Genomic DNA, 21576 nt, shown 5'->3' on the forward strand with positions numbered 1-21576 from the left:
CGCATTTGACGGTGTGGCCTGCCCCGGGCCGGGCCGACACAGAGGGTCGGTCCGGCCCGGGGCGCTCGTGCGCGCGTGGAGCGCGACCGTCTAGGCGGTCACTCGCCGCCCTTGTTCACCAGCTCGATCAGGGCGTCGGCCGCGGGGGCGGAGGAGGCCGGGTTCTGCCCGGTGATCAGCAGACCGTCCCGCAGGACGTAGGGCTGCCAGTCGCCGGTCTTGGAGTAGAGACCGCCCAGCTTGGTGAGCTCGTCCTCGACGAGGAAGGGGACGATGTCGGTGAGCTGGACGCCGGCCTCCTCGGAGTTGGTGAATCCGGTGACCTTCTTGCCCGAGACCAGCGGGGTCCCGTCCTCGTTGACGGTGTGCCGCAGGACGCCGGGGGCGTGACACACCAGGGCCACCGGCTTGCCGGAGCGCAGGGTGGTCTCGATCAGCCGCGCGGAGACGGTGTCCTCGGCCAGGTCCCACAGCGGACCGTGCCCGCCGGGGTAGAAGACCGTGTCGAAGTCTCGGGCCTCCACCGAGTCCAGGCGGACGGTGTCGGCGAGGGCCCGGGTCGCCTCCGCGTCGGCCTCGAAGCGCCGGGTGTCGTCGGTCTGGGAGTCGGGTTCGTTGCTCTTCGGGTCCAGCGGCGGCTGTCCGCCCTTCGGTGAGGCGAGGGTGATCTCCCAGCCGGCCTCCTTGAAGCGGTAGTACGGAGCCGCCAGCTCCTCCAGCCAGAACCCGGTCTTGCGGCCGGTGTCCCCGAGCTCGTCGTGCGAGGTGAGAACGATCAGAACCTTCATGACACACTCCTCGTGTGATTAGACCAGTCTACTATTAGAGGGTGAAACCACCCTGTGCCCGGACGGAGCGCGGGGTGCGGACCGTCCAGTGCCTTCTACAGGTGCAGAAACGTGCGGGTCGCCGCGGTGACGGTGTCGAGTGGCGCCGGGCTGCGATGGATCTTGGCCATGACGCTGGCGCCGAGCCACATGTCGTACAGGGCCTGGGCGACGTCGCGGGCCTCACCGTCGACCGAGAGGGAGCCGTCCTCCAGGCCGCTGGTGATCGTCCGCTCGATGCGGTCGACTATGGCGCTCGTGCCGTCCTTCAGGACCAGACGCATCGGCTCCGACAGGTCGGCCACCTCGGCGCCGAGTTTCACGGCCAGGCACCTGCCCTGGCACTCCTCGACGCTCTGCGTCTCCCGCCACTGCTGCCAGTAGGCCATCAGCCGCTCGGCCGACGACTCGCCGGACGGGGCGAGTACGGCGTCCATGTCCGTCAGGTAGTCCGCGAAGTAGCTCTTCAGCATCGCTTCGCCGAAGGCGTCCTTCGAGGCGAAGTAGTGGTAGAACGACCCCTTCGGGACGCCGGCCTCCGCGAGCACCTCGTTGATGCCGACAGCCGAGTAGCCCTTGCGGGCCATGATCCGCTGCGCGGTGTCGAGGATGACCCGACGGGTGTCCGTGGTGCGCGTGGCGACTGGCATGCGAAAACCGTAACACCTGAGTAGACCAGTCGTCTAGAAACCCGCGGCCCACACGGCCGGACGTGACCGATGCCCGTCAGGCCGCCGGGGCGGGAGTCATGACCGCCTCGGCGGCCAGTCGAAGCCGCCTGATCATCGGATTCGGGTCGCCCTCGCGGCTGACCAGGACGACCTGGCTCGGGGGAGCACCCTCCATGGGGACGGTGACGAGATCCGGTCGCAGCGAGCTGCGCCGGTCGCCCACCGGCAGCACGGCGATCGCCTGCCCGCTCGCGACGAGTTCGAGCTTGTCCTCATAGCTCTCGATCGGCGGCACATCGGCCCCGAGGACCCGGTACGACGCCCAGTCCGGGGTCTCGAACGCGCACGGCGCAGCCTCTTCGCCGGCCAGCTCTTCCGCGGTCACCGACGCCCGGCCGGCCAGCGGATGCCCACGCGGGACCACGAGCATCCGGGCCTCCTCGTACAGCGGGGTGGCGGACACGTCCTCTGCGGCGAACGGCAGCGGAGCTCGCGCGATCAGGGCGTCGACCCGCCTGTCGGACAGCGCCCCGACATCGTGGCAGCCCAGGTGGCGTGTGGTGATCAGGGCGTCCGGGTGACGGCGGCGCAGTTCCCGTACGGCGGCGGTGATCACGAGGTCCTCGACGTAGCCGATGGTGATCCGTTCGGTCAGGGCCGGTTCACGCACGGCCGACTCGGCCTCGCGGGCAGCCCCCAGCAGGGCATGGGCGCGGGGGAGGAACGTCTGCCCGGCCGGGGTGAGCCGGGCGCCCTGGGGGGTGCGGTCCAGCAGCCGGGTGCCGAGGTATCTCTCGAGCCGCTGGATCTGGCGGCTCAACGCCGGCTGGGCCACGTGCAGTTCGGCGGCGGCCCGGCCGAAGTGCCGCTGCGCCGCCACCACGGTGAAGTAGCGCACCAGCCGCAGTTCCAGATCCTGTCCGAGGTCGTTCATCCGTGCAGCGTACGCGTCATGCCGTTTCGGAATGGGCGGGTTGCCGAACCGGTCTTGGACGGCCCGGCCGCCCTGCGCCTTGACTGAGGGAGCAACGGTTCCCGGAGAAAGAGAATGGTGTCAGGCGTGATGAAGGCGATCCAGATCCATGAAGCGGGCGGGCCGGAAATGCTGCGCTACGAGGAGGTGCCGGTTCCCGGGATCGGCCCGGGCGAGGTGCTCGTGCGGGTCCACGCGGTGGGCGTCAACCCGCCCGACTGGTACCTGCGTGAGGGCCTGAAGGTCATGCCGGCCGAGCTGAGGCCGGCGCTCCAGTTCCCCCTGATTCCCGGAACGGACCTGTCGGGTGTGGTCGAGGCGATCGCCCCGGACGTGCGGGGGTTCGCCGTCGGCGACGAGGTCTTCGGCATGCTGCGGTTCCCCGGGTTCGACGGCCGGACCTACGCCGAGTACGTGGCCGCGCCCGCCGCGGACCTGGCCCACAAGCCGACCGGTCTCACCCACGTGGAGGCGGCCGGCGCCCCCATGGCCCTGCTGACCGCCTGGCAGTACCTGGTCGACCTCGGCCACGAGGTGCCGTCCCCTTTCACCGGCCGCGTGCACCGGCCCGTGCCGATCACACCGGACACGACCGTGCTGGTCAACGGGGCCGCCGGTGGGGTCGGCCACTTCGCGGTGCAGCTGGCGAAGTGGAAGGGGGCGCACGTGATCGCCGTGGCCTCGGGCCGGCACGAGCAGTTCCTGCGCAAGCTCGGCGCCGACGAGTTCGTCGACTACACCACGACCCGGGCCGCGGACGTGGTGAGCGGTGTCGACCTGGTGATCGACGCCGTCGGCGGCCCGGACAGCGCACGCTTCCTGACCGTGCTCGAGCGCGGAGGCACCATGCTCCCGGTCTTCTTCGCCGAGTACGACCCCCACGAGACGGCGCGTCTGGGCATCACCGTCTCGAACATCCAGGTCCGTTCCGACGGCGCCCAGCTCGCCGGGATCGGGCGCCTCTTCGACGAGGGGACGCTCCAGGTCGGGGTGGACAGCACGTACGCGCTGGCCGAGGCGGGCGCCGCGCACGCGCGGGCCGCGCGGGGCCACATCCAGGGCAAGATCGTGCTGACGGCGGTCTCGTGACCGCGGGCCGCAGACAGTGGCATACGGCGGCGAGCCCCGCCGGTGGAGCGGTCACTGAAATCTCGTGCATGGTGTCGGGGATCCCGGGTAGGGGGATTCGAGCCCGCATCGTTTCGGCCGACCTGACCGGCAGCGAGAGCGTCGCCCACCGTCGGACACGGCCCCTGCGCGGGAGAAAGGCCACGATGCCCGGCCCCGTGCGTGGGTGCCGCCGTATGTCCTGACCTGCGGGCACAGGTGAGGAACAGGCGAAAAGAAAGTCCACCGGTTCGTGGTCGGACCGTGTCACCTGTGCCGTAGGCTTCCTCGGTCAGCCCAGGGGGCGCGAATTCTGTGAAGATCAAAGGAATGCCGTGATGGTGAAGCGGGACAACGCTGTGGACCTGGTAGGGCTGCTGTCGATCGAAGGCCAGGACCTGGCCGCGACGTGGGTGAGTGAGGTCCGGGGATCGCTGGGCGGCCGCGTCAGCGCGGCGGAGCTCGAGCGCGAACTGCGTGAGCTGTACGAAGCCCTGGTGGAGGCCTTGCGGCAGGGCGCCACCGGTGTCCACTCGGAGGAGATGTCCGAGGTCCGCGCCCTGCTGACGGAACTGTCGAGGAACAGGGCCCGTCAGGGGTTCTCACCGACCGAGACCGCGATCAGCGTGTTCGCCCTGAAGAGGGTCCTCGAGCCGGTGCTCCAGGACGGCTCCGCGGCGGACATCCGCGCCTATCTCCAGCTCGGCCGAATACTGGACGGGCTGGGCCTGTTCACCATCGAGGCCTTCACACAGACGCGTGAGGAGATCATCACCGCGCAGGCCGAGCAGCTCCTGGAGCTGTCCACGCCGGTGGTCCGGCTCTGGGACGGAGTCATCGCCGTACCGCTCGTCGGGACGCTGGACTCCGCGCGGACCCAGGTGGTGATGGAGAAGCTCCTCCAGGCCCTCGTCGACACGGGCTCGGAGCAGGCGATCATCGACATCACCGGCGTTCCGGCGGTGGACACCCAGGTCGCCCAGCACCTGCTCAAGACGATCGTCGCCGCCCGCCTGATGGGCGCCGAGTGCACCGTGTCCGGCATCAGCCCGCAGATCGCGCAGACCATCGTCGCCCTGGGCATCGAGTTCGGCGACATCGTGACCAAGGCCAGCCTGGCCGACGCCCTCAAGCTGGCCCTCAGCAGGTCCGGCGTGGACCTGGTCGCCCACCAGGGGGCGCAGCGATGAGCGATCGCCTGCCGGTCCTGCGCATCGGGGACATTCTGCTGGTGTCGGTCCAGTCCGATCTGGAGGACCAGACCGTCCTGTACCTCCAGGAGGATCTGGCCGAACACATCGTGGCCAAGCCGACCCACGGTGTGGTGATCGACATCAGTGCCCTGGAGATCGTCGACTCCTTCGTGGGGCGCATGCTGGCGACGGTTGCCTCCATCTCGCGCGTGCTCGACGCGCGCACCGTGGTCGTCGGGATGCGGCCCGCCGTGGCGATCACCCTGGTGGAGCTGGGTCTTTCGCTCGGCGGCGTCAGCACGGCCCTCGACCTGGAGAAGGGCATGGCCAAGTTGCGCCGGTCCGCCAGTTCGGCCATGAGGTGATCGCGCCCTGGGTGGCGGGTGACGAGCCCGAGGTCCGTTCCGTCGCGGTCAGCGCGGACGTGGTGCGGATCCGCCAGACCATCAGGGAACTGGCGCAGCAGTGTCGGCTGTCGTTGGTCGACCAGACGAAGATGATCACCGCGGCGAGCGAGCTGGCGCGCAACACGCTCATCTACGGCGGTGGCGGCACGGTCAGCGCCGCCGTCATCAGCAGAAGCGGCAAGCGCGGTGTGGCCGCCGTCTTCGAGGACCACGGTCCCGGCATCCCCGACGTGGAGCAGGCGATGACGGACGGCTGGACGTCGGGCGGGGGACTGGGACTGGGACTCAGCGGTGCCAAACGCCTCGTCGACGACTTCGACCTGCACACCGTGCCGGGCGAGGGCACGACCGTGAGCATCATCAAGTGGGTGCGGTGAACAGCGACAGCATCGTGCAGTGCGAGGACGTCGCGTGGTTCCGGGACGGAGCCTCGCTGGCGGCCTCCGCACGCGGAGCGGCCGCCACGCTGGCCCGACGCCTGGGCCTGAGCAGTCACCGGTCGGCCGAGGTGGCCCTCGCCGTCACCGAGGCGGCCACCAACGTGCAGCGGCACGCCGTGGACGGGGCGCTGCTGCTGCGGGCGGTGCGCTCCCGTGACACGGCGGGTGTGGAGTTCCTCACCGTCGACTCCGGTCCCGGCATGGCCGACGTGGCCGCGGCCCTCACCGACGGGACCTCCAGCGCCGGCACCCTGGGCATCGGCCTGGGTGCGGTCTCGCGCCTCGCCGACGACTTCGACCTGCATTCCATTCCCGGCCGCGGAACGGTGATGGCCGCCCGCTTCTGGCCCCGTGAGGCGGACGGTGACGCCGCTCTGTCGGTCAGGTCCCCGGCGGCCGGCGTGACCCGGCCCATCAGCGGTGAGACCGTGTGCGGGGACGCGTGGGCCGTGCGCACCGCCGCACCCGCCGACGGCGGATTCCGCCCCGCGCTCGTGCTCATGGTCTGCGACGGGCTGGGCCACGGCCCGCTCGCCGCCCGTGCGAGCCAGGCGGCGGTCAAGGCCTTCCACGCCGCGCGCGATCTCAGTCCGGAGGGCGTTCTGGAGGCCGTCCACCGTGCCTTGCAGGGCACGCGCGGCGGCGCTGTCGCCGTGGCACGGATCGAGCCCGGGACGAAGCGGCTGCTGTACTGCGGCATCGGCAACGTAAGCGGATTCCTCGTGTCGGACGACGGGCGCAAGGCCCTGCTGTCCGCCCCCGGGATCGTCGGCGCGCACATGCGGCGGCTGCGCACGTTCGACGAACCCCTCCCCGAGCACGGCGCCCTCGTCATGCACTCCGACGGGCTGACCGAACGCTGGGACCAGCGCACGCTGCCGGGTCTGCTGCACCACTCCTCCCTCGTCATGGCCGCACACCTGCTCCGCGAAGCGGGCGTGCGCCGGGACGACGCCGGAGTCGTCGTCCTCAAGGACGCATGGTGATCGACGATGAGCAGGGCGAACGTGTCGACCGGACCCTCTGAACCGGGCATGCCCGGCGGCGCGACACCGGCCGTCGACACGGTGGCGACCTTCTCCCTGACCTCGGCCCAGGACGTGTTCGGGCTGCGGCGCCATGCCCAGCAGGCCGCGGCGGCGGTGGCCCTGGACCGGCAGGACCAGGTCCGCCTCGCCACCGCCCTGAGCGAAGTCGGACGCGACCGGATCAGGAGCGAGGAGCTGAAAGTCTCCTTCGCCCTCAGCCCCGGGCAGCCGGCTTCCCTGCTGGTCACGTTCTCCTGGCGCGGCGGTCCGCCGCCCTCCCGGGAGACCCTCGACCTGGCCGCCAAACTCGTCTCCGTCGCCTGCGAGACAGGGCCGCACGCCGGCCGCATCGTCATCACCCAGCCGCTTCCCGCGCCGGGGCCGCAGCCGGCCGACCGGCACGCCCGCCTGGCGCACGTGCTCAAGGGCGACACCCCCTCCACCGAGGCGGACGACCTGCGCGCGCAGACCCGCGACCTGATCGCCGCGTTGGAGGAGACACGCGCCCAGCGGGAGGAACTGCGCCGACTCAACGAGGAGTTGGAAGAGACCAACCGGGGCGTCCTCGCCCTGTACTCCGAACTGACGCGGGAACTGGAGACGACCAACAGCGGCGTACTGGCCCTGCACTCGGAACTGGACGACAAGCGCCAGCAGTTGCAGGACGCGAGCGAGGCCAAGACCCGGTTCTGGACCAACATCAGCCACGAACTGCGCACCCCGGTGAACGCCGTGGTCGCGCTGTCGGCGCTGATGCTGGCACCCAGTTCCCCGCCCCTCACCGAAGAACAGCGAGAGCAGGCCGAACTCATCGCCTCCTCCGGCGGCACCCTGCTCGCGCTCGTCACGGACCTCCTCGACGTCGCCAAGGCCGAGGCAGGGCACCTCGACATCCACCCGGTCCCGGTGGACCTGCGGCTGCTCGTCGCCCATCTCAGCAGCCTCCTGCGCAGCGGATACGGCCGCAGCGAGGTCGCCCTCGTCACCCCCGACCTGGAGCAACCGCCGCTGCTGGTGACCGACGAGACGCTGCTCATACGCATTCTGCGCAACCTGCTCTCCAACGCCATGAAGTTCACCGAGCGCGGCGAAGTGCGCCTGGACGTCACCGCCGACCCCGAACCGTCCGCGCCCGCGGTCCTGTTCACCGTCACCGACACCGGCGTGGGCATCCCGCCCGACGAGATCGACCGCGTCTTCGAGGCGTTCTACCAGGTACGAGGCCCGCACCAGGCAGGCCGGTCCGGCACCGGCCTCGGGCTGCCGTACGCCCGTACCCTCGCCGAACTCCTCGGCGGCTCCCTCACCCTGACCAGCGTAGAAGGCGTCGGCACGCGGGTGCTGGTACGCATCCCGGACCTGGGCCACGCCCACCCGAAGGAAACGGAAGTCGAAGGGACCCACCGTGACCGATAGACCCCACGACGTCCCGCCCGCGACCGTCCTCGTCATCGACGACAACGACTCCAACCGCTACGTCCTGACCAGTTGGCTCCAACGCGCCGGGCACCTCGTCAGTGCCGCAGCCACCGGCGCACAGGGCCTCACGCTCGTGGACGTTCCCCCCGCCGCGCTGCCCGACATCGCCATCATCGACGTCTGTCTGCCCGACATGAGCGGCTTCGAGGTCAGCGAACGCCTCAAGGACGACCCGCGCACCGCCCACATCCCCGTCATCCAGATCTCCGCCGCGGCCGTCAGCCCGGACGATCACGCCGAAGGGCTGAGGCGCGGCGCGGACGCCTACCTCGACCAGCCCGTGGACCCCGGCGAGCTCCTCGCCACCGTCACCGCCACCCTGCGCTATGCCCGGGCCCGCCAGCGCGCCGAGAAGCTCGCCCGCCGCCTCTTCGCGCTGAACAAGGGGACCCTGGACGTCTACAGCGCGGGCGACTTCCACTCCTTCGCCGCGGCGGCCACCCGGGGCGCCGCCGACCTCCTGTCCTGCCCGGCGAGCGCGGTCTTCCTCTCGCCCGAGGCTCAAGCGGTCCACACCATGGCCGACGGCCCCCGGGCGTCCTCACGCATCCACTCCGCGGACCCGGGGCTGCTGGAGCGGCTGGCCGCCGCCCCCGGCCTGCATCACGGCACCGGTGTCGCCGTCTCCCGTATCGGGCACCGGCGGTGGCGGAGCCTGCTGCCGGACGACCACCTCGACGGCGACGTCGCGATCGCGGTCTCCCGCACCAAGCGCGACCGTCCCCCGATCTGTCTGGCCGTCCCCGCTACCGCCCTGCACAGCGCCGACGACGAGCAGCTCTTCCAGCAACTCGCCAACGCCAGCGCCCTCGCCCTCGAAGCCCTGCGCACCTACAACGAGGAACACGCCCTGGGCCTGGCACTGCAACGCTCCTTCCTGCCGAAGGAGTTGCCCACCGTCCCCGGCGTCGACCTGGCCTTCCGCTATCTGCCGGCCTCCGAACACGCCGAGATCGGCGGGGACTTCTACGAAGCGGTGCAGACCGTCAACGGCCTGCTGCTCGCCATCGGCGACGTCGTCGGCCACTCGGTGACCGCCGCCACGGTCATGGGCGAGGTCCGCCACGCCCTGCGCGCCTACGCCATCGAAGGCCACCCCCCGCACCACATCCTGCAACGCCTGGAAACACTGCTGGCCCAGTCCCAGCCCGGCATCACCGTCACCCTCTGCCTGGTCCTGGTCACCCCCGGCGAACGCCGTCTGCACATCGCCAATGCCGGCCACATCCCCCCGCTCGTCGTCGACCCGCGGGACGGGCCGAGGTTCCACACCCCGCACGGTCCGCTGCTGGGCCTGGGGCTGCCGCACCCGCCGCCCACGATCCTCGACGTCGCCCAAGGCACCCGCCTGCTCATGGTGACCGACGGCCTCATCGAAGTGCGGAACGCCTCCCTCGACGCCACCCTCGACGACCTGCGCGACACCGTCGCCGAGGGCCCGGACGACCTCGAGGACCTGTGCGACCTGCTCCTCGCCCGCTTCGGACAGAACAAGAACGACGACATCGCCGTGATCACGGCCCTGTTCACCTGAGACATCGAAGCCCGGCGCGCCGCTCGCACACGGGGGATCCGCAGTCTTGCAGGAGGAGTCGGGCGGGGCGGGTCAGAGGGTGAGGAGCACCTTGGTGGCGCGGCGCTCGTCCATCGCCTTGTAGCCCTCCGCGGCCTGCTCCAGCGGCAGGGTCAGATCGAAGACCTTGCCGGGGTCGATCTTGCGGTCCCAGATGAGCTGGATCAGTTCGGGAAGGAAGCGGCGTACGGGGGCGGGTCCGCCGAGGGTGTGGATGCCGGCGAAGAACAGCTCGATGCCGGGGATGGACACGTCGTGGTTCACGCCCACATAGCCCAGATGCCCGCCGCCGCGAGTGGCGCCGACGGCCTGCATGAACGACTCCTGCGTGCCGACGGCCTCCACGACCGAGTGCGCCCCGAGCCCGCCGGTGAGCTCCTTGATCTTCGCGACACCCTCGGCACCGCGCTCCTCGACGATGTCGGTCGCCCCGTAGTAGCGGGCCAGCTTCTGACGCTCAGGGTGGCGGGACATGGCGATGATCCGATCCGCGCCCAGCCGCGCGGCGGCGAGCACCGCCATCAGACCGACCGCCCCGTCGCCGACGACCGCGACGGTCTTGCCCGGCCCCGCCTCGGCGGCGACCGCGGCGTACCACCCGGTGCCGAGCACGTCGGAGGCGGCCAGCAGGGCGGGGACCAGCTCCGGGTCGGGCTGCCCCGGGGTGGCGACCAGAGTGCCGTCGGCCAGCGGGATCCGGGCCTTCTCCGCCTGGGTGCCGATCCCCGCGTGGACGAAATCGGCGTGCACGCACTTGGACTGGAAGCCGCCCGGCAGATCTCGCAGGCACCTGCGCAAGCGCGGCATCCGAGCGGTGATCCCCGTCCCGGCCGACCAACAGGGTCACCGACTCCGTCGCGGCAGCCGAGGCGGCAGACCACCGGCCTTCGATCGTGACGCCTGCAAGCAGCGCAGGACCGTCGAGGGGTGCATCGACCGCTTGAAGCAGTGGCGGGGTATCGCCACCCGCTACGAGAAGACCGCCACCATCTACCTCGCCGGACTCCACATCGCAGGCATCTTCCTCTGGTCCGCCCGGTGATCCGATGGGCACTACGATCTGGCGATCTCTTGCCGGAGCTGTTGGGTAAAGCGACGCAGGAGGTCCACCGTCTCTCGGAATTCGGCCCGGCGGTCGTCCCTGCCGTCGGTGGGCCTGGTGCTCCAGACCCGATGCGCGAGAGCATCGGCGAGATCGACCGTGTCGCTGGCACAGAGCAGGTAGAGAGCTGATCGTGCTTCCTGCATCTGGTTCGCCAACTCGTTGGCTCCGGGGCCATCGTCACTCAGCTGTGTTTCCTTCAGGCAGTCCAGTAGCTGAACTACGGCCGTGTTGAAGCCGACCCCGGCTTTGAGCTTCTGCTCGCGGAGCCACATGCGGTCCTGTCGGCGCGCGCTGAACCACGAACCGAACACCGCCCCTATGAGGCCGATAGCGGCCCCGATGGCCACGGACAGGATGTTCTCCACGGTCAGCTCCCCCCCCCCGACATACAGCGCCGCCAGGCTACAGAAGCCGCCCGAGGCGCCGCACTCGACGAGTGCCCTCACATGCCAAGGGTTCGGTGATCCGAACGAAACGGCCTAGGTCTCCCCACCGGTGGCACACCGCATCGCCTGACGCTGCCGGGTTGAGCGCGAGTACCCCCGCGCAGTTGAGTACGCGTACTCACGAAGCGGCGACCGCCTGCTCGCAGACTTGCGGCATGACAGCAACCCCCGCCCTGACCAGCACGGACACCCGCACCCCGCGCCGCCCGCGGCCGCAGTCCGTGCTCGCGATGACAGTCCTCGCCGCGCTGGCGCTCGCCGCCTGCGGCACCGAGGAGACGAGCGCCGGCGGGGCGCAGGGCAGCCCCGCCGACATGGCCGGGCTGCGGTCCGACGCGGCCTTCGTGAAGATGCTGGGTGACGTCGCGCGGGAGTGTCCCGCGAGTGCCGCGCCCGAGGGGCCGCCGAGCGGTCCGGCGCAGCCGTTGCCGCCCGGCGAGACGGCGCCGAGCGACGCGATGGAGCCGGTCGCTCCCACGGCGGGGCCGGAGGTGGAGCTGAACGCCCGTGACCGGTGTGCGAGCAACCTCCACGAAGAGCGCATAACCCAGGCGCTGCGGGACCTGGCCGATCCCACCCCCGCCGAGGTCAGGACGGTCCTGAACGGCCTCGGGTACATCGACGGGCGCATCCACGGCCTCGAACGGTCCGGTACGACCACGCGCTTCTTCCTCGACCTGCGGGACCGGGGCGGACGGCTCTGCCTGGACGGCTCGGCGGCCGGCGAGGACACCGTCGTCGACAAGTGCGTGGCTCCCGCGACCGGCCCGTTCGAGGCCCAGGGGCGCGAGGGGTGACGACCGGCGTGACCTCGCCGTACGCGACTTTGTCCTGAGAGTGGAAAAAGAGAGGACACTTAGCTCATAAGTTCTTCTCAGTTCAGCGAATCGCTGCTACGTTCCTTCCCAGAAGCCGGACGACCCCGCCGACGAAGGCGGGGGCCCGGATCCCCAGCGATGGGAGAGGGAGGGTTTCATGAGACGCATGACTGCTCGACCTGAGAACGCGCACCAGGCGCGGCTGCTCCGTCTGCTGCGTGCCAGCGGCGCCAACTCCCGGGCCCAGCTGGGCGATCTGGTGGACCTGTCGCGTTCGAAGCTGGCTGTCGAGGTGGACCGGCTCCTGGAGACGGGGCTGGTCGTCGCGGACGGACTCGCCCCCTCGCGGGGCGGCCGGCGCTCGCACAACATCCGGCTGTCGCCGACGCTGCGTTTCCTCGGTGTCGACATCGGCGCCACGTCGATCGACGTCGCCGTGACGAACGCGGAGCTCGAGGTGCTGGGGCAGCTGAACCAGCCGATGGACGTCCGCGAGGGACCGGTCGCGGTCTTCGAGCAGGTGCTGTCGCTGGCCGCCAAACTCAAGGCGTCCGGTGTCGCGGAGGGTTTCGACGGCGCCGGGATCGGCGTCCCGGGGCCGGTCCGCTTCCCCGAGGGCGTACCGGTCGCGCCGCCGATCATGCCGGGCTGGGACGGCTTCCCGGTACGGGAGGCGCTCAGTCAGGAACTGGGCTGTCCGGTCATGGTCGACAACGACGTGAACCTGATGGCCGTGGGGGAGCAGCACGCGGGGGTGGCGCGTTCCGTACGTGACTTCCTGTGCGTCAAGATCGGCACCGGCATCGGCTGCGGGATCGTGGTCGGCGGTGAGGTCTACCGAGGGACCACCGGCAGCGCCGGCGACATCGGTCACATCCCGGTCGAACCGGGCGGCCGCGCGTGCGCGTGCGGCAACCGGGGTTGTCTGGAAGCGCACTTCAGCGGTGCGGCGCTGGCCGCCGACGCGGAGGAGGCTGCGCGCTCGGGCCGGTCGGCCGAGCTGGCCGACCGGCTGGAGAAGGCCGGGCGTCTGACGGCCGAGGACGTGTCCGCGGCCGCGGCGGCGGGGGACAGGGTGGCTCTGGAACTGATCAGGGAAGGCGGTACACGTCTGGGGCAGGTCATCGCCGGACTCGTCAGCTTCTTCAATCCGGGACTGGTGGTGATCGGCGGTGGAGTGACCGGGCTCGGGCACACGCTGCTGGCCAGTGTCCGCACCCAGGTCTACCGGCAGTCCCTGCCGCTGGCCACCCGCAACCTGCCGATCGTGCTGGGGGAGTTGGGGCCGACCGCCGGCGTCATCGGCGCGGCACGCCTCATCAGCGACCACATCTTCTCACCGGCCTGACCCGTTCCCGATCCACATCGGACGCACACCACCCCGGATGCCCTCGCGACCCGACGGCATCGCGGCACTCCCTGGGCACGGCCGCGGCCAGCCCCGGGCGGATACCTCACGCCCCGAAGCGCCCTGAAGCGTGCCCCGACACCTCGTAACGCCGAGTAGCACGTCGATCGCCTTGACCGGCCCCGCACCGATCGTACGGCCGTCATACCGGCCCCGCGTCGCTCCCACGCCCCGGGGCGCACCTCGCAAGGGGCCTCCCAGAGCTGCCCCGTACCCGAACCACCCCGCACCCGAAGCACCCCGTCCACCCCTGCCCACTCACGGCCCGCATCCGCGGAGGGGATTCCTCATGGCACCACAACCACCCCTGCTCACCATGTCCGGCATCACCAAGTCGTTTCCCGGCGTGCGCGCCCTGGACGGTGTGGACCTCGACGTCCAGGCCGGCGAAGTCCACTGCCTGCTCGGCCAGAACGGCGCCGGCAAGTCCACCTTGATCAAAGTGCTCGCCGGAGCCCACCAGCCCGACGGCGGCGAGATCACCTGGCGGGGCGAGACCGTCACCCTCGGCTCACCGATCGCGGCCATGCGCCTCGGAATAGCCACCATCTACCAGGAACTCGACCTGATAGAGGGGCTGTCCGTCGCGGAGAACGTCTTCCTCGGACACGAACCCACGGCGGCCGGGTTCGTCGTACGCGGCTCCACCGCCCGGACGGCGACCGCGGAGTTGCTGAAGCGTCTCGGCCACCAGGAGATCGATCCCGCGCGGCTCGTCGGCGACCTGTCCGCGGCGCAGCAGCAGATCGTCTCGATGGCCCGCGCCCTGTCCCACGAGGTCCGGTTGATCGTGATGGACGAGCCGTCGGCGGCGCTCGACCCCGAGGAGGTGGACAACCTCTTCAGGACGGTGGGCGATCTGACGGCCGACGGTGTCGCCGTCATCTACATCTCCCACCGCCTCGAGGAGATCCGGCGCATCGGGGACCGGGTCACGGTCCTGAAGGAGGGCCGGTCGGTCGCCGGAGGTCTGCCCGCCAAGTCGACGCCCACCCATGAGGTCGTGTCCCTGATGACCGGGCGCAACGTGGAGTACGTCTTCCCCGAGCGCCCCGAGGCGGGGTTCACCGAGGGCCGGGAGCCCGTGCTCAAGGTGGAAGGGCTCAGCAGGCGAGGGGAGTTCGCGCCCGTCGACCTCGAACTGCGGCCCGGTGAGATCGTCGGCCTGGCCGGGCTCGTCGGGTCCGGGCGCAGCGAGATCCTGGAGACGATCTACGGGGCGCGCAAACCCGACGGCGGCCGTGTCCTCGTCGACGGCGCCCCCCTGCGTCCCGGGAGCGTCCGAGCCGCCGTCGCCGCCGGCATCGGTCTCGCGCCCGAGGAACGCAAGGCGCAGGGCCTGCTGATGCTGGAGTCCGTCAGCAGCAACGTCTCGGTCTCCACCCTCTCCCGGTTCGCCCGGCTGGGCTGGCTCGACCGGCGTGCGGAGCGGGCCGCGGCCCACCAGGCGGTCCGCGAGCTGTCCTTGCGGCCCGACAACCCCGACGCCGCCATCAGGACGCTGTCCGGCGGCAACCAGCAGAAGGCGGTCCTCGCCCGCTGGCTGCTGCGCGGCTGCAAGGTACTGCTGCTGGACGAGCCGACCAGGGGTGTCGACATCGGCGCCCGGGCGGAGCTCTACGCAGTCGTCCGCCGGCTGGCCGACGAAGGCCTGGCCGTACTCCTCGTGTCCAGTGAGGTGCCCGAGGTCCTGGGCCTCGCCGACCGGGTGCTGGTGCTCCGCGAAGGCGACGTCGTCCACACGGCGGACGCCCGGGAGCTCGACGAGCACCGCGTACTCGATCTCGTGATGGAAGGGAGCCCGACGCCATGACACAGCCGGCCACCGCGGCGCAGAACGAAGCGCCGACGCCCGCCGCCAAGTCCGCCGGGGAGCAGGAGAGTTCACGACGAGCCGGTCTGCGGTGGGACGTGCGCACGCTGTCCCTGCTCGCGGTCCTCGCCGTACTCGTCGCGGTCGGCGGCATCACCGCACCGAACGAGTTCCTGGCGACGAGCAACCTCCAGCTCATCCTCACCCAGGCGTCCGTGATCGGCGTCGTCACCGTCGGCATGACGTTCGTCATCACCAGCGGCGGGATCGACCTGTCGGTCGGCGCGATCGTGGCCCTGGCCTCGGTCTGGGCGACGACCGTGGCCACGCAGGAGTTCGGCTTCGCAGGCATCGCCTTCACCGCCGTGATCGTCGGCGTGGGCTGCGGTCTCGTGAACGGTCTGCTGATCGCCTACGGCAGGATGGTGCCGTTCATCGCGACGCTGGCCATGCTCGCCTCCGCCCGAGGGCTGGCCCTTCAGATCACCGACGGCAGCACCCAGATCGTGAGCGTCGCCTCCGTGCTCGACCTGGGCGCCAGGGACGCCTACATCCTCGGCATCCCGCCCCTCGTGCTGATCTTCGCCGCGGTCACCGTCGTCGGCTGGCTGGTGCTGAACCGCACCACCTTCGGCCGCCGTACCGTCGCGGTCGGCGGCAACGCGGAGGCGGCACGCCTGGCCGGCATCGACGTCCGCCGCCAGCGGCTGTACCTGTACCTGCTGTCCGGCCTGTGCTGCGGTATCGCCGCGTTCATGCTGATCGTGCTCGCCGGCTCGGGCCAGAACACCAACGGCAACCTCTACGAGTTGGACGCGATCGCCGCGGCGATCATCGGCGGCACCCTGCTCAGCGGCGGGCGCGGCACCATCGTCGGCTCCGTCCTCGGTGTCCTGGTCTTCACCACGATCACCAACATCTTCGCCCTGAACAACCTCGAGACCGCCGTCCAGCAGATCGCGAAGGGCGCCATCATCGTCGCCGCCGTCCTGGTCCAGCGCCGCTCACTGCACGGCGACGGCTGACGCAGTGCCGCACACCGCCGGACGGCGGCCCCTGACACCGCCGTCCGGCACCCCCACCACCTCCACCTCACGTACACCGCCCAGTCGAAGGGTCGATCCGCCATGGCAAGAACCCCCGCCACCAGCCGCAGAGCACTGCTGTTCGGCACCGCAGCCGTATCCGCGGGCGCGCTGCTGACGGCCTGTACCAGCAACGAGCCCAAGAACCAGGAACCGGCCGCGGACAGCGCCCCGGTCGCGGACGACAAGCCGGGCAAGGCCGTCACCATCGGCTTCGCAGGCCCGCAGGCCGACCACGGCTGGCTCAACGCCATCAACGACAACGCCAAGTCGCGGGCGAAGAAGTACTCCGACGTGACCCTGGAGATCACCGAGGGTTCGAACGACACGGCCCAGCAGATCGGCCAGATCCAGACGCTGATCAACAAGAAGGTCGACGTCCTCGTCATCCTGCCGGCCGACGGCAAGGCGCTCACGCAGGTCGGCCTTCAGGCCATGCGGGCCGGCATCCCCGTCGTCAACCTGGACCGCGTCTTCGCCTCCCCGCAGGCGTACCGCTGCTGGATCGGCGGCGACAACTACGGCATGGGCCTCAACGCCGGTCACTACATAGGCGAACAGCTCAAGGGCAAGAAGAACGCCAAGGTCGTCGAACTCGCCGGCCTCGACAACCTCGAACTGACCCAGCAGCGGACCAAGGGCTTCGACGACGCCCTGAAGAACTACCCGAACATCCGCAAGGTGGCCCGCCAGGCGGCCGACTTCACGGTCGAGTCCGGCCAGGCCAAGATGGCCCAGCTCCTTCAGGCCCAGTCGAGCTTCGACGCCCTGTGGAACCACGACGACGACCAGGGCGTGGGCGCGCTGCGCGCCATCGACCAGGCCGGACGCGACGACTTCCTGATGGTCGGCGGCGCGGGCGCCAAGTCCGCGATGGACGCCATCAAGGCCGGCAACAGCGTGCTCAAGGCGACCGTCCTGTACCCGCCGACGATGGCCGCCTCCGCCATCGACCTCGCCCGTGCGCTCGGTCAGGGCAAGGGCGTCGGCGGCCTCGCCGAGTTCGAGATCCCGTCGTCGCTGACGCTCTACTCGGCCGTGGTCACCAAGGACAACGTCGACCAGTACCTGCCGACCGGCTTCATCTGACCGGCCCGGGCCGCGTGCCCCGCGCACAACAGCGACGAGTCAGTTGACACTCCGACGAGGAGGAATCCGTATGGAACAGAGGGACAGCCGGACCGCACCGCCGGTGCTCGGCGTGGGAATGGTCGGCTATGCGTTCATGGGCGCCGCCCACTCACAGGGGTGGCGCACCGTAGGGCACGCGTTCGACCTGCCGATGCGGCCCGTCCTGGCCGCGATCGCCGGCCGCGACGCGCGCGGGGTACGGGCCGCGGCCGACAAGCACGGCTGGGCCGCGGCGGAGACCGACTGGCGCGCCCTCATCGCCCGCGACGACGTGCAGCTCGTCGACATCTGCACACCGGGCGACAGCCATGCGGAGATCGCCATCGCGGCGCTGGAGGCGGGCAAGCACGTGCTGTGCGAGAAGCCGCTGGCCAATTCGGTCGCCGAAGCCGAGGCCATGGTCTCCGCGGCCGAAGCGGCCCGCTCACGCGGGCAGTTGGCCATGGTCGGCTTCAACTACCGTCGCGTCCCGGCCCTCGCCTTCGCCCGTCGGCTCATCGCGGACGGAAGGCTCGGCACCCTGCGCCACATCCGGGTCACCTACCTCCAGGACTGGCTGGTCGACCCCGACTTTCCGCTGACATGGCGTCTCCAGCGGGAGCACGCGGGCTCGGGGGCGCTCGGTGACCTCGGCGCCCACATCGTCGACCTCGCCCAGTACCTGACGGGCGACCTGCTGGTCGGCGTCTCCGCCCAGATGGAGACCTTCGTCAGGGAACGACCCCGCCTCGACGGCGCCTCCTCCGGCCTGACCGCTGCCGGCGGCACCCGGCGCGGTCCGGTCACGGTCGACGACGCGGCCGTCTTCACCGGCCGGCTCGCCTCGGGGGCGCTCGCCTCGTTCGAGGCGACCCGGATGGCGTCGGGGCGCAAGAACTCCCTGCGGCTGGAGCTCAACGGCGAGGACGGTTCGCTCGCCTTCGACCTCGAGCGGCTCAACGAGCTGTCCTTCCACGACCACCGGGAGCCCGCTGCCACGGCTGGGTTCCGCAGGATCGTCGTCACCGAGCCCGAGCACCCGTACCTGGAGGGCTGGTGGCCGCCGGGCCACGCGCTCGGCTACGAGCACACCTTCGCCCACCAGGCCCGTGACCTGGTCGAGGCCATCGCCTCCGGGGCCGACCCGACGCCGTCGTTCGCCGACGGTCTCCAGGTGCAGCGGGTGCTCGCCGCGGTGGAGGAGAGCGCCCAGAAGAACTCCGTCTACACCCCCGTCCAGGCCGTCCAGGCCGAAGTCCGGTAGAGAGCCGGCAGGAATCCGCTCGGAGGCGCCATGCCACGCCCGTTCACCCTGTTCACCGGTCAGTGGGCCGATCTGCCGCTGGAGGAGGTCTGCCGGCTGGCGGCCGAGTTCGGCTTCGACGGTCTCGAACTCGCCTGCTGGGGTGACCACTTCGAGGTCGACAAGGCCCTGGCCGACCCGTCCTACCTGGCCGGCCGGCGGGCACTGCTGGAGAAGTACGGCCTGAAGTGCTGGGCGATCTCCAACCACCTCGTCGGCCAGGCCGTCTGCGACAACCCGATCGACGAACGGCACCAGGGCATCCTGCCCGCCCGGATCTGGGGCGACGGCGAGCCGGAGGGCGTCCGGCGGCGGGCCGCCGCCGAGATCGCCGACACGGCGCGCGCCGCGGCCGCCTTCGGCGTGGACACGGTCGTCGGCTTCACCGGATCGTCCATCTGGCACCTGGTGGCGATGTTCCCGCCCGTGCCGGAGCGGATGATCGAGCGCGGCTACGAGGACTTCGCCGAGCGCTGGAACCCGGTCCTGGACGTCTTCGACGCCGAAGGGGTCCGCTTCGCCCACGAGGTCCATCCGAGCGAGATCGCCTACGACTACTGGACCACCCGACGCGCGCTGGAAGCGCTGGACCACCGGCCGGCCTTCGGCCTCAACTTCGACCCCAGCCACTTCGTCTGGCAGGACCTGGACCCGGTGGGTTTCCTCTACGACTTCCGGGACCGGATCTACCACGTGGACTGCAAGGAGGCCCGCAAGCGGCTGGACGGCCGCAACGGGCGGCTCGGCTCCCATCTGCCGTGGGGCGACCCGCGGCGCGGCTGGGACTTCGTCGCCGCCGGACACGGCGACGTGCCCTGGGAGGACGTCTTCCGCATGCTGCGCTCCATCGACTACCGGGGCCCGGTCTCCGTGGAATGGGAGGACGCCGGAATGGACCGCCTCCAAGGCGCGCCCGAGGCACTCGCCCATCTGAAGCGCTTCGACTTCGACCCGCCCTCGGCGTCCTTCGACGCCGCCTTCGGAAGCGGCGACGACTAGGGCGTGTCCCCAGAGCCCCGACCCTCGAGGCCCGGCGGAGGCAAGGACCCGCCGGGCCGGTCCGGGCTGCGCCCACGCACCTTTGTCCTGACTCTGGAGAAAGTTCGACTTTCTTCTGCGCAAGGCCTTTCGGCCATGGACGAACCGGGCTACGGTCCCGTTCCATACACCAGCCGCACACGGTGGTCCGACAGTGGTGACGCACCCTCACCGGCCGCACGGCTCACCGCTCGTTCGACCCGGACGACATCCATGCACAGCAGACGGTCGACCGCCGCCCCACATTCCGCTCGCTCACCGACGGCTCTCTCACCGCAGATTCGTTCATGCACCGCCGGTTCGATGTCGTAGCCCTCGAACCCTCCCGTTGCGCGGCAGTCGTTGACGCCGCCCCACGAGCGTGACGAAGGTCCGCCCGTCCTGATCCCCACCCCCCGCGTCGCAGGTGGCCGCCGTGGAGCGGCCACCGAAGTGAAGTCCCCTCCCCTCAGGCTCGCCGATCCTCCCGAGGCGGCGGCCGACGGGCACCCGCAGCACCGTGACGACGAAAGAGAGATCCACTGTGACCGCGTTCAACGACGAAGCCGTCACCGGCGACGCCCTGCGCCGCGTCCTCGGCGTCAGCCGCCGCAGCTTCCTCAGCACCTGCACGGCCGCCACCGCGGCGGTGCTCGCGCCTCCGGTCTTCGGCGCCGCGCCCGCCCTCGCCCAGGGCTCGTCCGAGAAGGCCGGCTCCGGCAAGGGTCGTTCCGCCCTGGTCCCGCCGGACAAGCGCGGCATCATCCTCTACACCGTCCGCGACGCGGTCGCCCGCGACCCGCTGGCCTCCGACCTGCCCTCCGGTTTCCGCGAGGTGTTCCGCCAGCTCTCGCGCTTCGGCTACCGCCAGGTGGAGTTCGCCGGCTTCGGCCAGCACGCCAACGCGCCCGGCGGCGCCGACCTGGGCACCGTCCAGGGCGCGAAGCTGCTGCGCTCCTGGCTCGACGAGTACGGACTGCGGGCCCAGGGCAGTCACGGGTTCATCCCGGCGTCCTGGCCGTTGACCGCGTCCGACCTGGACACCTTCAAGCGCTACCTGGAGATCGCCAACATCCTCGGCATGAAGCACATGGGCACCGGCGCCGACCCCACCGGCACGCCCTACCGGGCCGACTGGGACGTCGCGGCCCAGAAGTGGAACACCCTGGGCGCCATAGCCCGCCGCGAGGGCATCAAGCTCTACACGCACAACCACGACAGCGCCTACGACTTCCTGCTCGACGGCGGCCCGCTCGACGCCCAGGGGCGGCCGACCCGCAGCTCCGGCATCCGCAAGCTGGAGTACTTCCTGAAGGTGACGGACCGCAAGAACGTCTATCTGGAGCTGGACGTCTTCTGGGCCCACGTGGCCCAGTACAAGTTCCACACGTACACCGCCCACGACGGCTCGCAGCGGGAGAAGGTCTTCGACCCGGCAGCGCTCGTGGTCCGCAACACCGACCGCTTCCCGCTCTTCCACGCGAAGGACGGCGTCGTCAACCTCCAGAGCGGCCTGGGCTACGACATGGTGCCGTTCGGCACGGGCGACATCGACTACCGCAGGTTCTTCACCCGGGTGGGAGCGAAGAACTACCACAACCCCATGGTCGAGCAGGACAACGCACCGAGCACGACCGTCGCGGGCCAGTCCCTGGACTTCGCCCGGATCGGCTACGACAACCTCGCCGCCCTGCGCGCCTGCGACTGACGGAACATCAACCACCGCGCCCGCCAGACGCCTCGGCGCCGGGCGGGGGCTCCCCGGCACACCCC

The 21576-nt window shown here is 70.7% G+C and carries 19 protein-coding genes and 2 pseudogenes; 16 read left to right on the forward strand and 5 right to left on the reverse strand.

Annotation, left to right across the window (positions count from 1 at the left end):
• Window positions 1–98 precede the first annotated feature (98 nt).
• The 3 genes from Saso_RS12100 to Saso_RS12110 all read right to left on the reverse strand — a co-directional run bounded on the left by Saso_RS12100 (window position 99) and on the right by Saso_RS12110 (window position 2432).
• Window positions 99–788, reverse strand: coding sequence for a type 1 glutamine amidotransferase domain-containing protein (locus tag Saso_RS12100; RefSeq protein ID WP_189919287.1), 690 nt, complete (start codon window positions 786–788; stop codon window positions 99–101).
• A gap of 95 nt (window positions 789–883) precedes the next feature.
• Window positions 884–1477 carry a TetR/AcrR family transcriptional regulator gene (locus tag Saso_RS12105; RefSeq protein ID WP_189919289.1) on the reverse strand — a complete coding sequence of 198 codons (594 nt, stop codon included), beginning with the start codon at window positions 1475–1477 and terminating at the stop codon, window positions 884–886.
• 76 nt (window positions 1478–1553) lie between these two features.
• Window positions 1554–2432 (reverse strand): LysR family transcriptional regulator, encoded by an 879-nt coding sequence (locus Saso_RS12110; protein ID WP_189919291.1) that lies wholly within the window; start codon window positions 2430–2432, stop codon window positions 1554–1556.
• 129 nt (window positions 2433–2561) lie between these two features.
• Here Saso_RS12110 and Saso_RS12115 point away from each other — a divergent pair, with 129 nt between their 5' ends.
• From Saso_RS12115 to Saso_RS12145, 7 genes are all read left to right on the forward strand, one after another.
• Entirely contained in the window at window positions 2562–3560 is a 999-nt protein-coding gene (locus Saso_RS12115; RefSeq protein WP_189919559.1) for an NADP-dependent oxidoreductase, read from the forward strand.
• A 356-nt stretch (window positions 3561–3916) separates the two neighbouring features.
• Window positions 3917–4768: an STAS domain-containing protein gene (locus Saso_RS12120; protein WP_189919293.1), complete on the forward strand. Its 852-nt coding sequence runs from the start codon at window positions 3917–3919 to the stop codon at window positions 4766–4768.
• On the forward strand, window positions 4765–5136 hold the full coding sequence (locus Saso_RS12125) for an STAS domain-containing protein (RefSeq protein ID WP_189919295.1): 372 nt from the start codon (window positions 4765–4767) through the stop codon (window positions 5134–5136). Before Saso_RS12120 ends, Saso_RS12125 begins: the two co-directional genes overlap by 4 nt.
• Window positions 5133–5555 (forward strand): anti-sigma regulatory factor, encoded by a 423-nt coding sequence (locus tag Saso_RS12130; protein ID WP_189919297.1) that lies wholly within the window; start codon window positions 5133–5135, stop codon window positions 5553–5555. The genes Saso_RS12125 and Saso_RS12130 overlap by 4 nt, the downstream gene beginning before the upstream one ends.
• Entirely contained in the window at window positions 5543–6604 is a 1062-nt protein-coding gene (locus Saso_RS12135; protein ID WP_189919299.1) for an ATP-binding SpoIIE family protein phosphatase, read from the forward strand. Before Saso_RS12130 ends, Saso_RS12135 begins: the two co-directional genes overlap by 13 nt.
• A 48-nt stretch (window positions 6605–6652) precedes the next feature.
• Window positions 6653–8062 carry a sensor histidine kinase gene (locus Saso_RS12140; RefSeq protein ID WP_189919561.1) on the forward strand — a complete coding sequence of 470 codons (1410 nt, stop codon included), beginning with the start codon at window positions 6653–6655 and terminating at the stop codon, window positions 8060–8062.
• Window positions 8052–9659, forward strand: a complete 1608-nt coding sequence (locus Saso_RS12145; protein ID WP_189919301.1) for a fused response regulator/phosphatase — start codon at window positions 8052–8054, stop codon at window positions 9657–9659. The genes Saso_RS12140 and Saso_RS12145 overlap by 11 nt, the downstream gene beginning before the upstream one ends.
• A gap of 72 nt (window positions 9660–9731) precedes the next feature.
• On the opposite strand, the pseudogene Saso_RS12150 reads toward Saso_RS12145, so the two are convergent.
• Window positions 9732–10483: pseudogene (locus Saso_RS12150) on the reverse strand (zinc-binding dehydrogenase); the annotation flags it as partial.
• On the opposite strand from Saso_RS12150, the pseudogene Saso_RS38220 reads away from it, so the two are divergent.
• Window positions 10480–10740 (forward strand): annotated as a pseudogene (locus tag Saso_RS38220) (IS5/IS1182 family transposase); the annotation flags it as partial. The pseudogenes Saso_RS12150 and Saso_RS38220 overlap by 4 nt on opposite strands.
• An 11-nt stretch (window positions 10741–10751) precedes the next feature.
• Here Saso_RS38220 and Saso_RS12155 read toward each other — a convergent pair.
• The gene (locus Saso_RS12155; RefSeq protein ID WP_189919303.1) at window positions 10752–11168 is read right to left on the reverse strand and encodes a hypothetical protein; all 417 of its coding nucleotides are present in this window, start codon (window positions 11166–11168) and stop codon (window positions 10752–10754) included.
• 236 nt (window positions 11169–11404) lie between these two features.
• Between Saso_RS12155 and Saso_RS38225 the strand changes: the two genes are divergently transcribed.
• The 8 genes from Saso_RS38225 (at window position 11405) to Saso_RS12195 (ending at window position 21511) form a co-directional block, all read left to right on the forward strand.
• On the forward strand, window positions 11405–12046 hold the full coding sequence (locus Saso_RS38225; RefSeq protein ID WP_229901142.1) for a hypothetical protein: 642 nt from the start codon (window positions 11405–11407) through the stop codon (window positions 12044–12046).
• Window positions 12047–12233: 187 nt separating this feature from the next.
• Window positions 12234–13415, forward strand: coding sequence for an ROK family transcriptional regulator (locus tag Saso_RS12165; protein WP_189919305.1), 1182 nt, complete (start codon window positions 12234–12236; stop codon window positions 13413–13415).
• Between the two features lie 349 nt (window positions 13416–13764).
• Window positions 13765–15288 (forward strand): sugar ABC transporter ATP-binding protein, encoded by a 1524-nt coding sequence (locus Saso_RS12170; RefSeq protein ID WP_189919307.1) that lies wholly within the window; start codon window positions 13765–13767, stop codon window positions 15286–15288.
• Window positions 15285–16313 (forward strand): ABC transporter permease, encoded by a 1029-nt coding sequence (locus Saso_RS12175; protein WP_189919309.1) that lies wholly within the window; start codon window positions 15285–15287, stop codon window positions 16311–16313. The genes Saso_RS12170 and Saso_RS12175 overlap by 4 nt, the downstream gene beginning before the upstream one ends.
• Window positions 16314–16415: 102 nt before the next feature.
• Window positions 16416–17462 carry a substrate-binding domain-containing protein gene (locus Saso_RS12180; protein ID WP_189919310.1) on the forward strand — a complete coding sequence of 349 codons (1047 nt, stop codon included), beginning with the start codon at window positions 16416–16418 and terminating at the stop codon, window positions 17460–17462.
• A gap of 70 nt (window positions 17463–17532) precedes the next feature.
• Window positions 17533–18747, forward strand: a complete 1215-nt coding sequence (locus Saso_RS12185) for a Gfo/Idh/MocA family protein (protein ID WP_189919312.1) — start codon at window positions 17533–17535, stop codon at window positions 18745–18747.
• 30 nt (window positions 18748–18777) lie between these two features.
• Window positions 18778–19785: a sugar phosphate isomerase/epimerase family protein gene (locus Saso_RS12190; protein ID WP_189919314.1), complete on the forward strand. Its 1008-nt coding sequence runs from the start codon at window positions 18778–18780 to the stop codon at window positions 19783–19785.
• A gap of 562 nt (window positions 19786–20347) precedes the next feature.
• The gene (locus tag Saso_RS12195; protein ID WP_189919316.1) at window positions 20348–21511 is read left to right on the forward strand and encodes a sugar phosphate isomerase/epimerase family protein; all 1164 of its coding nucleotides are present in this window, start codon (window positions 20348–20350) and stop codon (window positions 21509–21511) included.
• Window positions 21512–21576 lie beyond the last annotated feature (65 nt).

Origin of the sequence: Streptomyces asoensis (assembly GCF_016860545.1) — a bacterium.
GTDB lineage: Bacteria > Actinomycetota > Actinomycetes > Streptomycetales > Streptomycetaceae > Streptomyces > Streptomyces asoensis.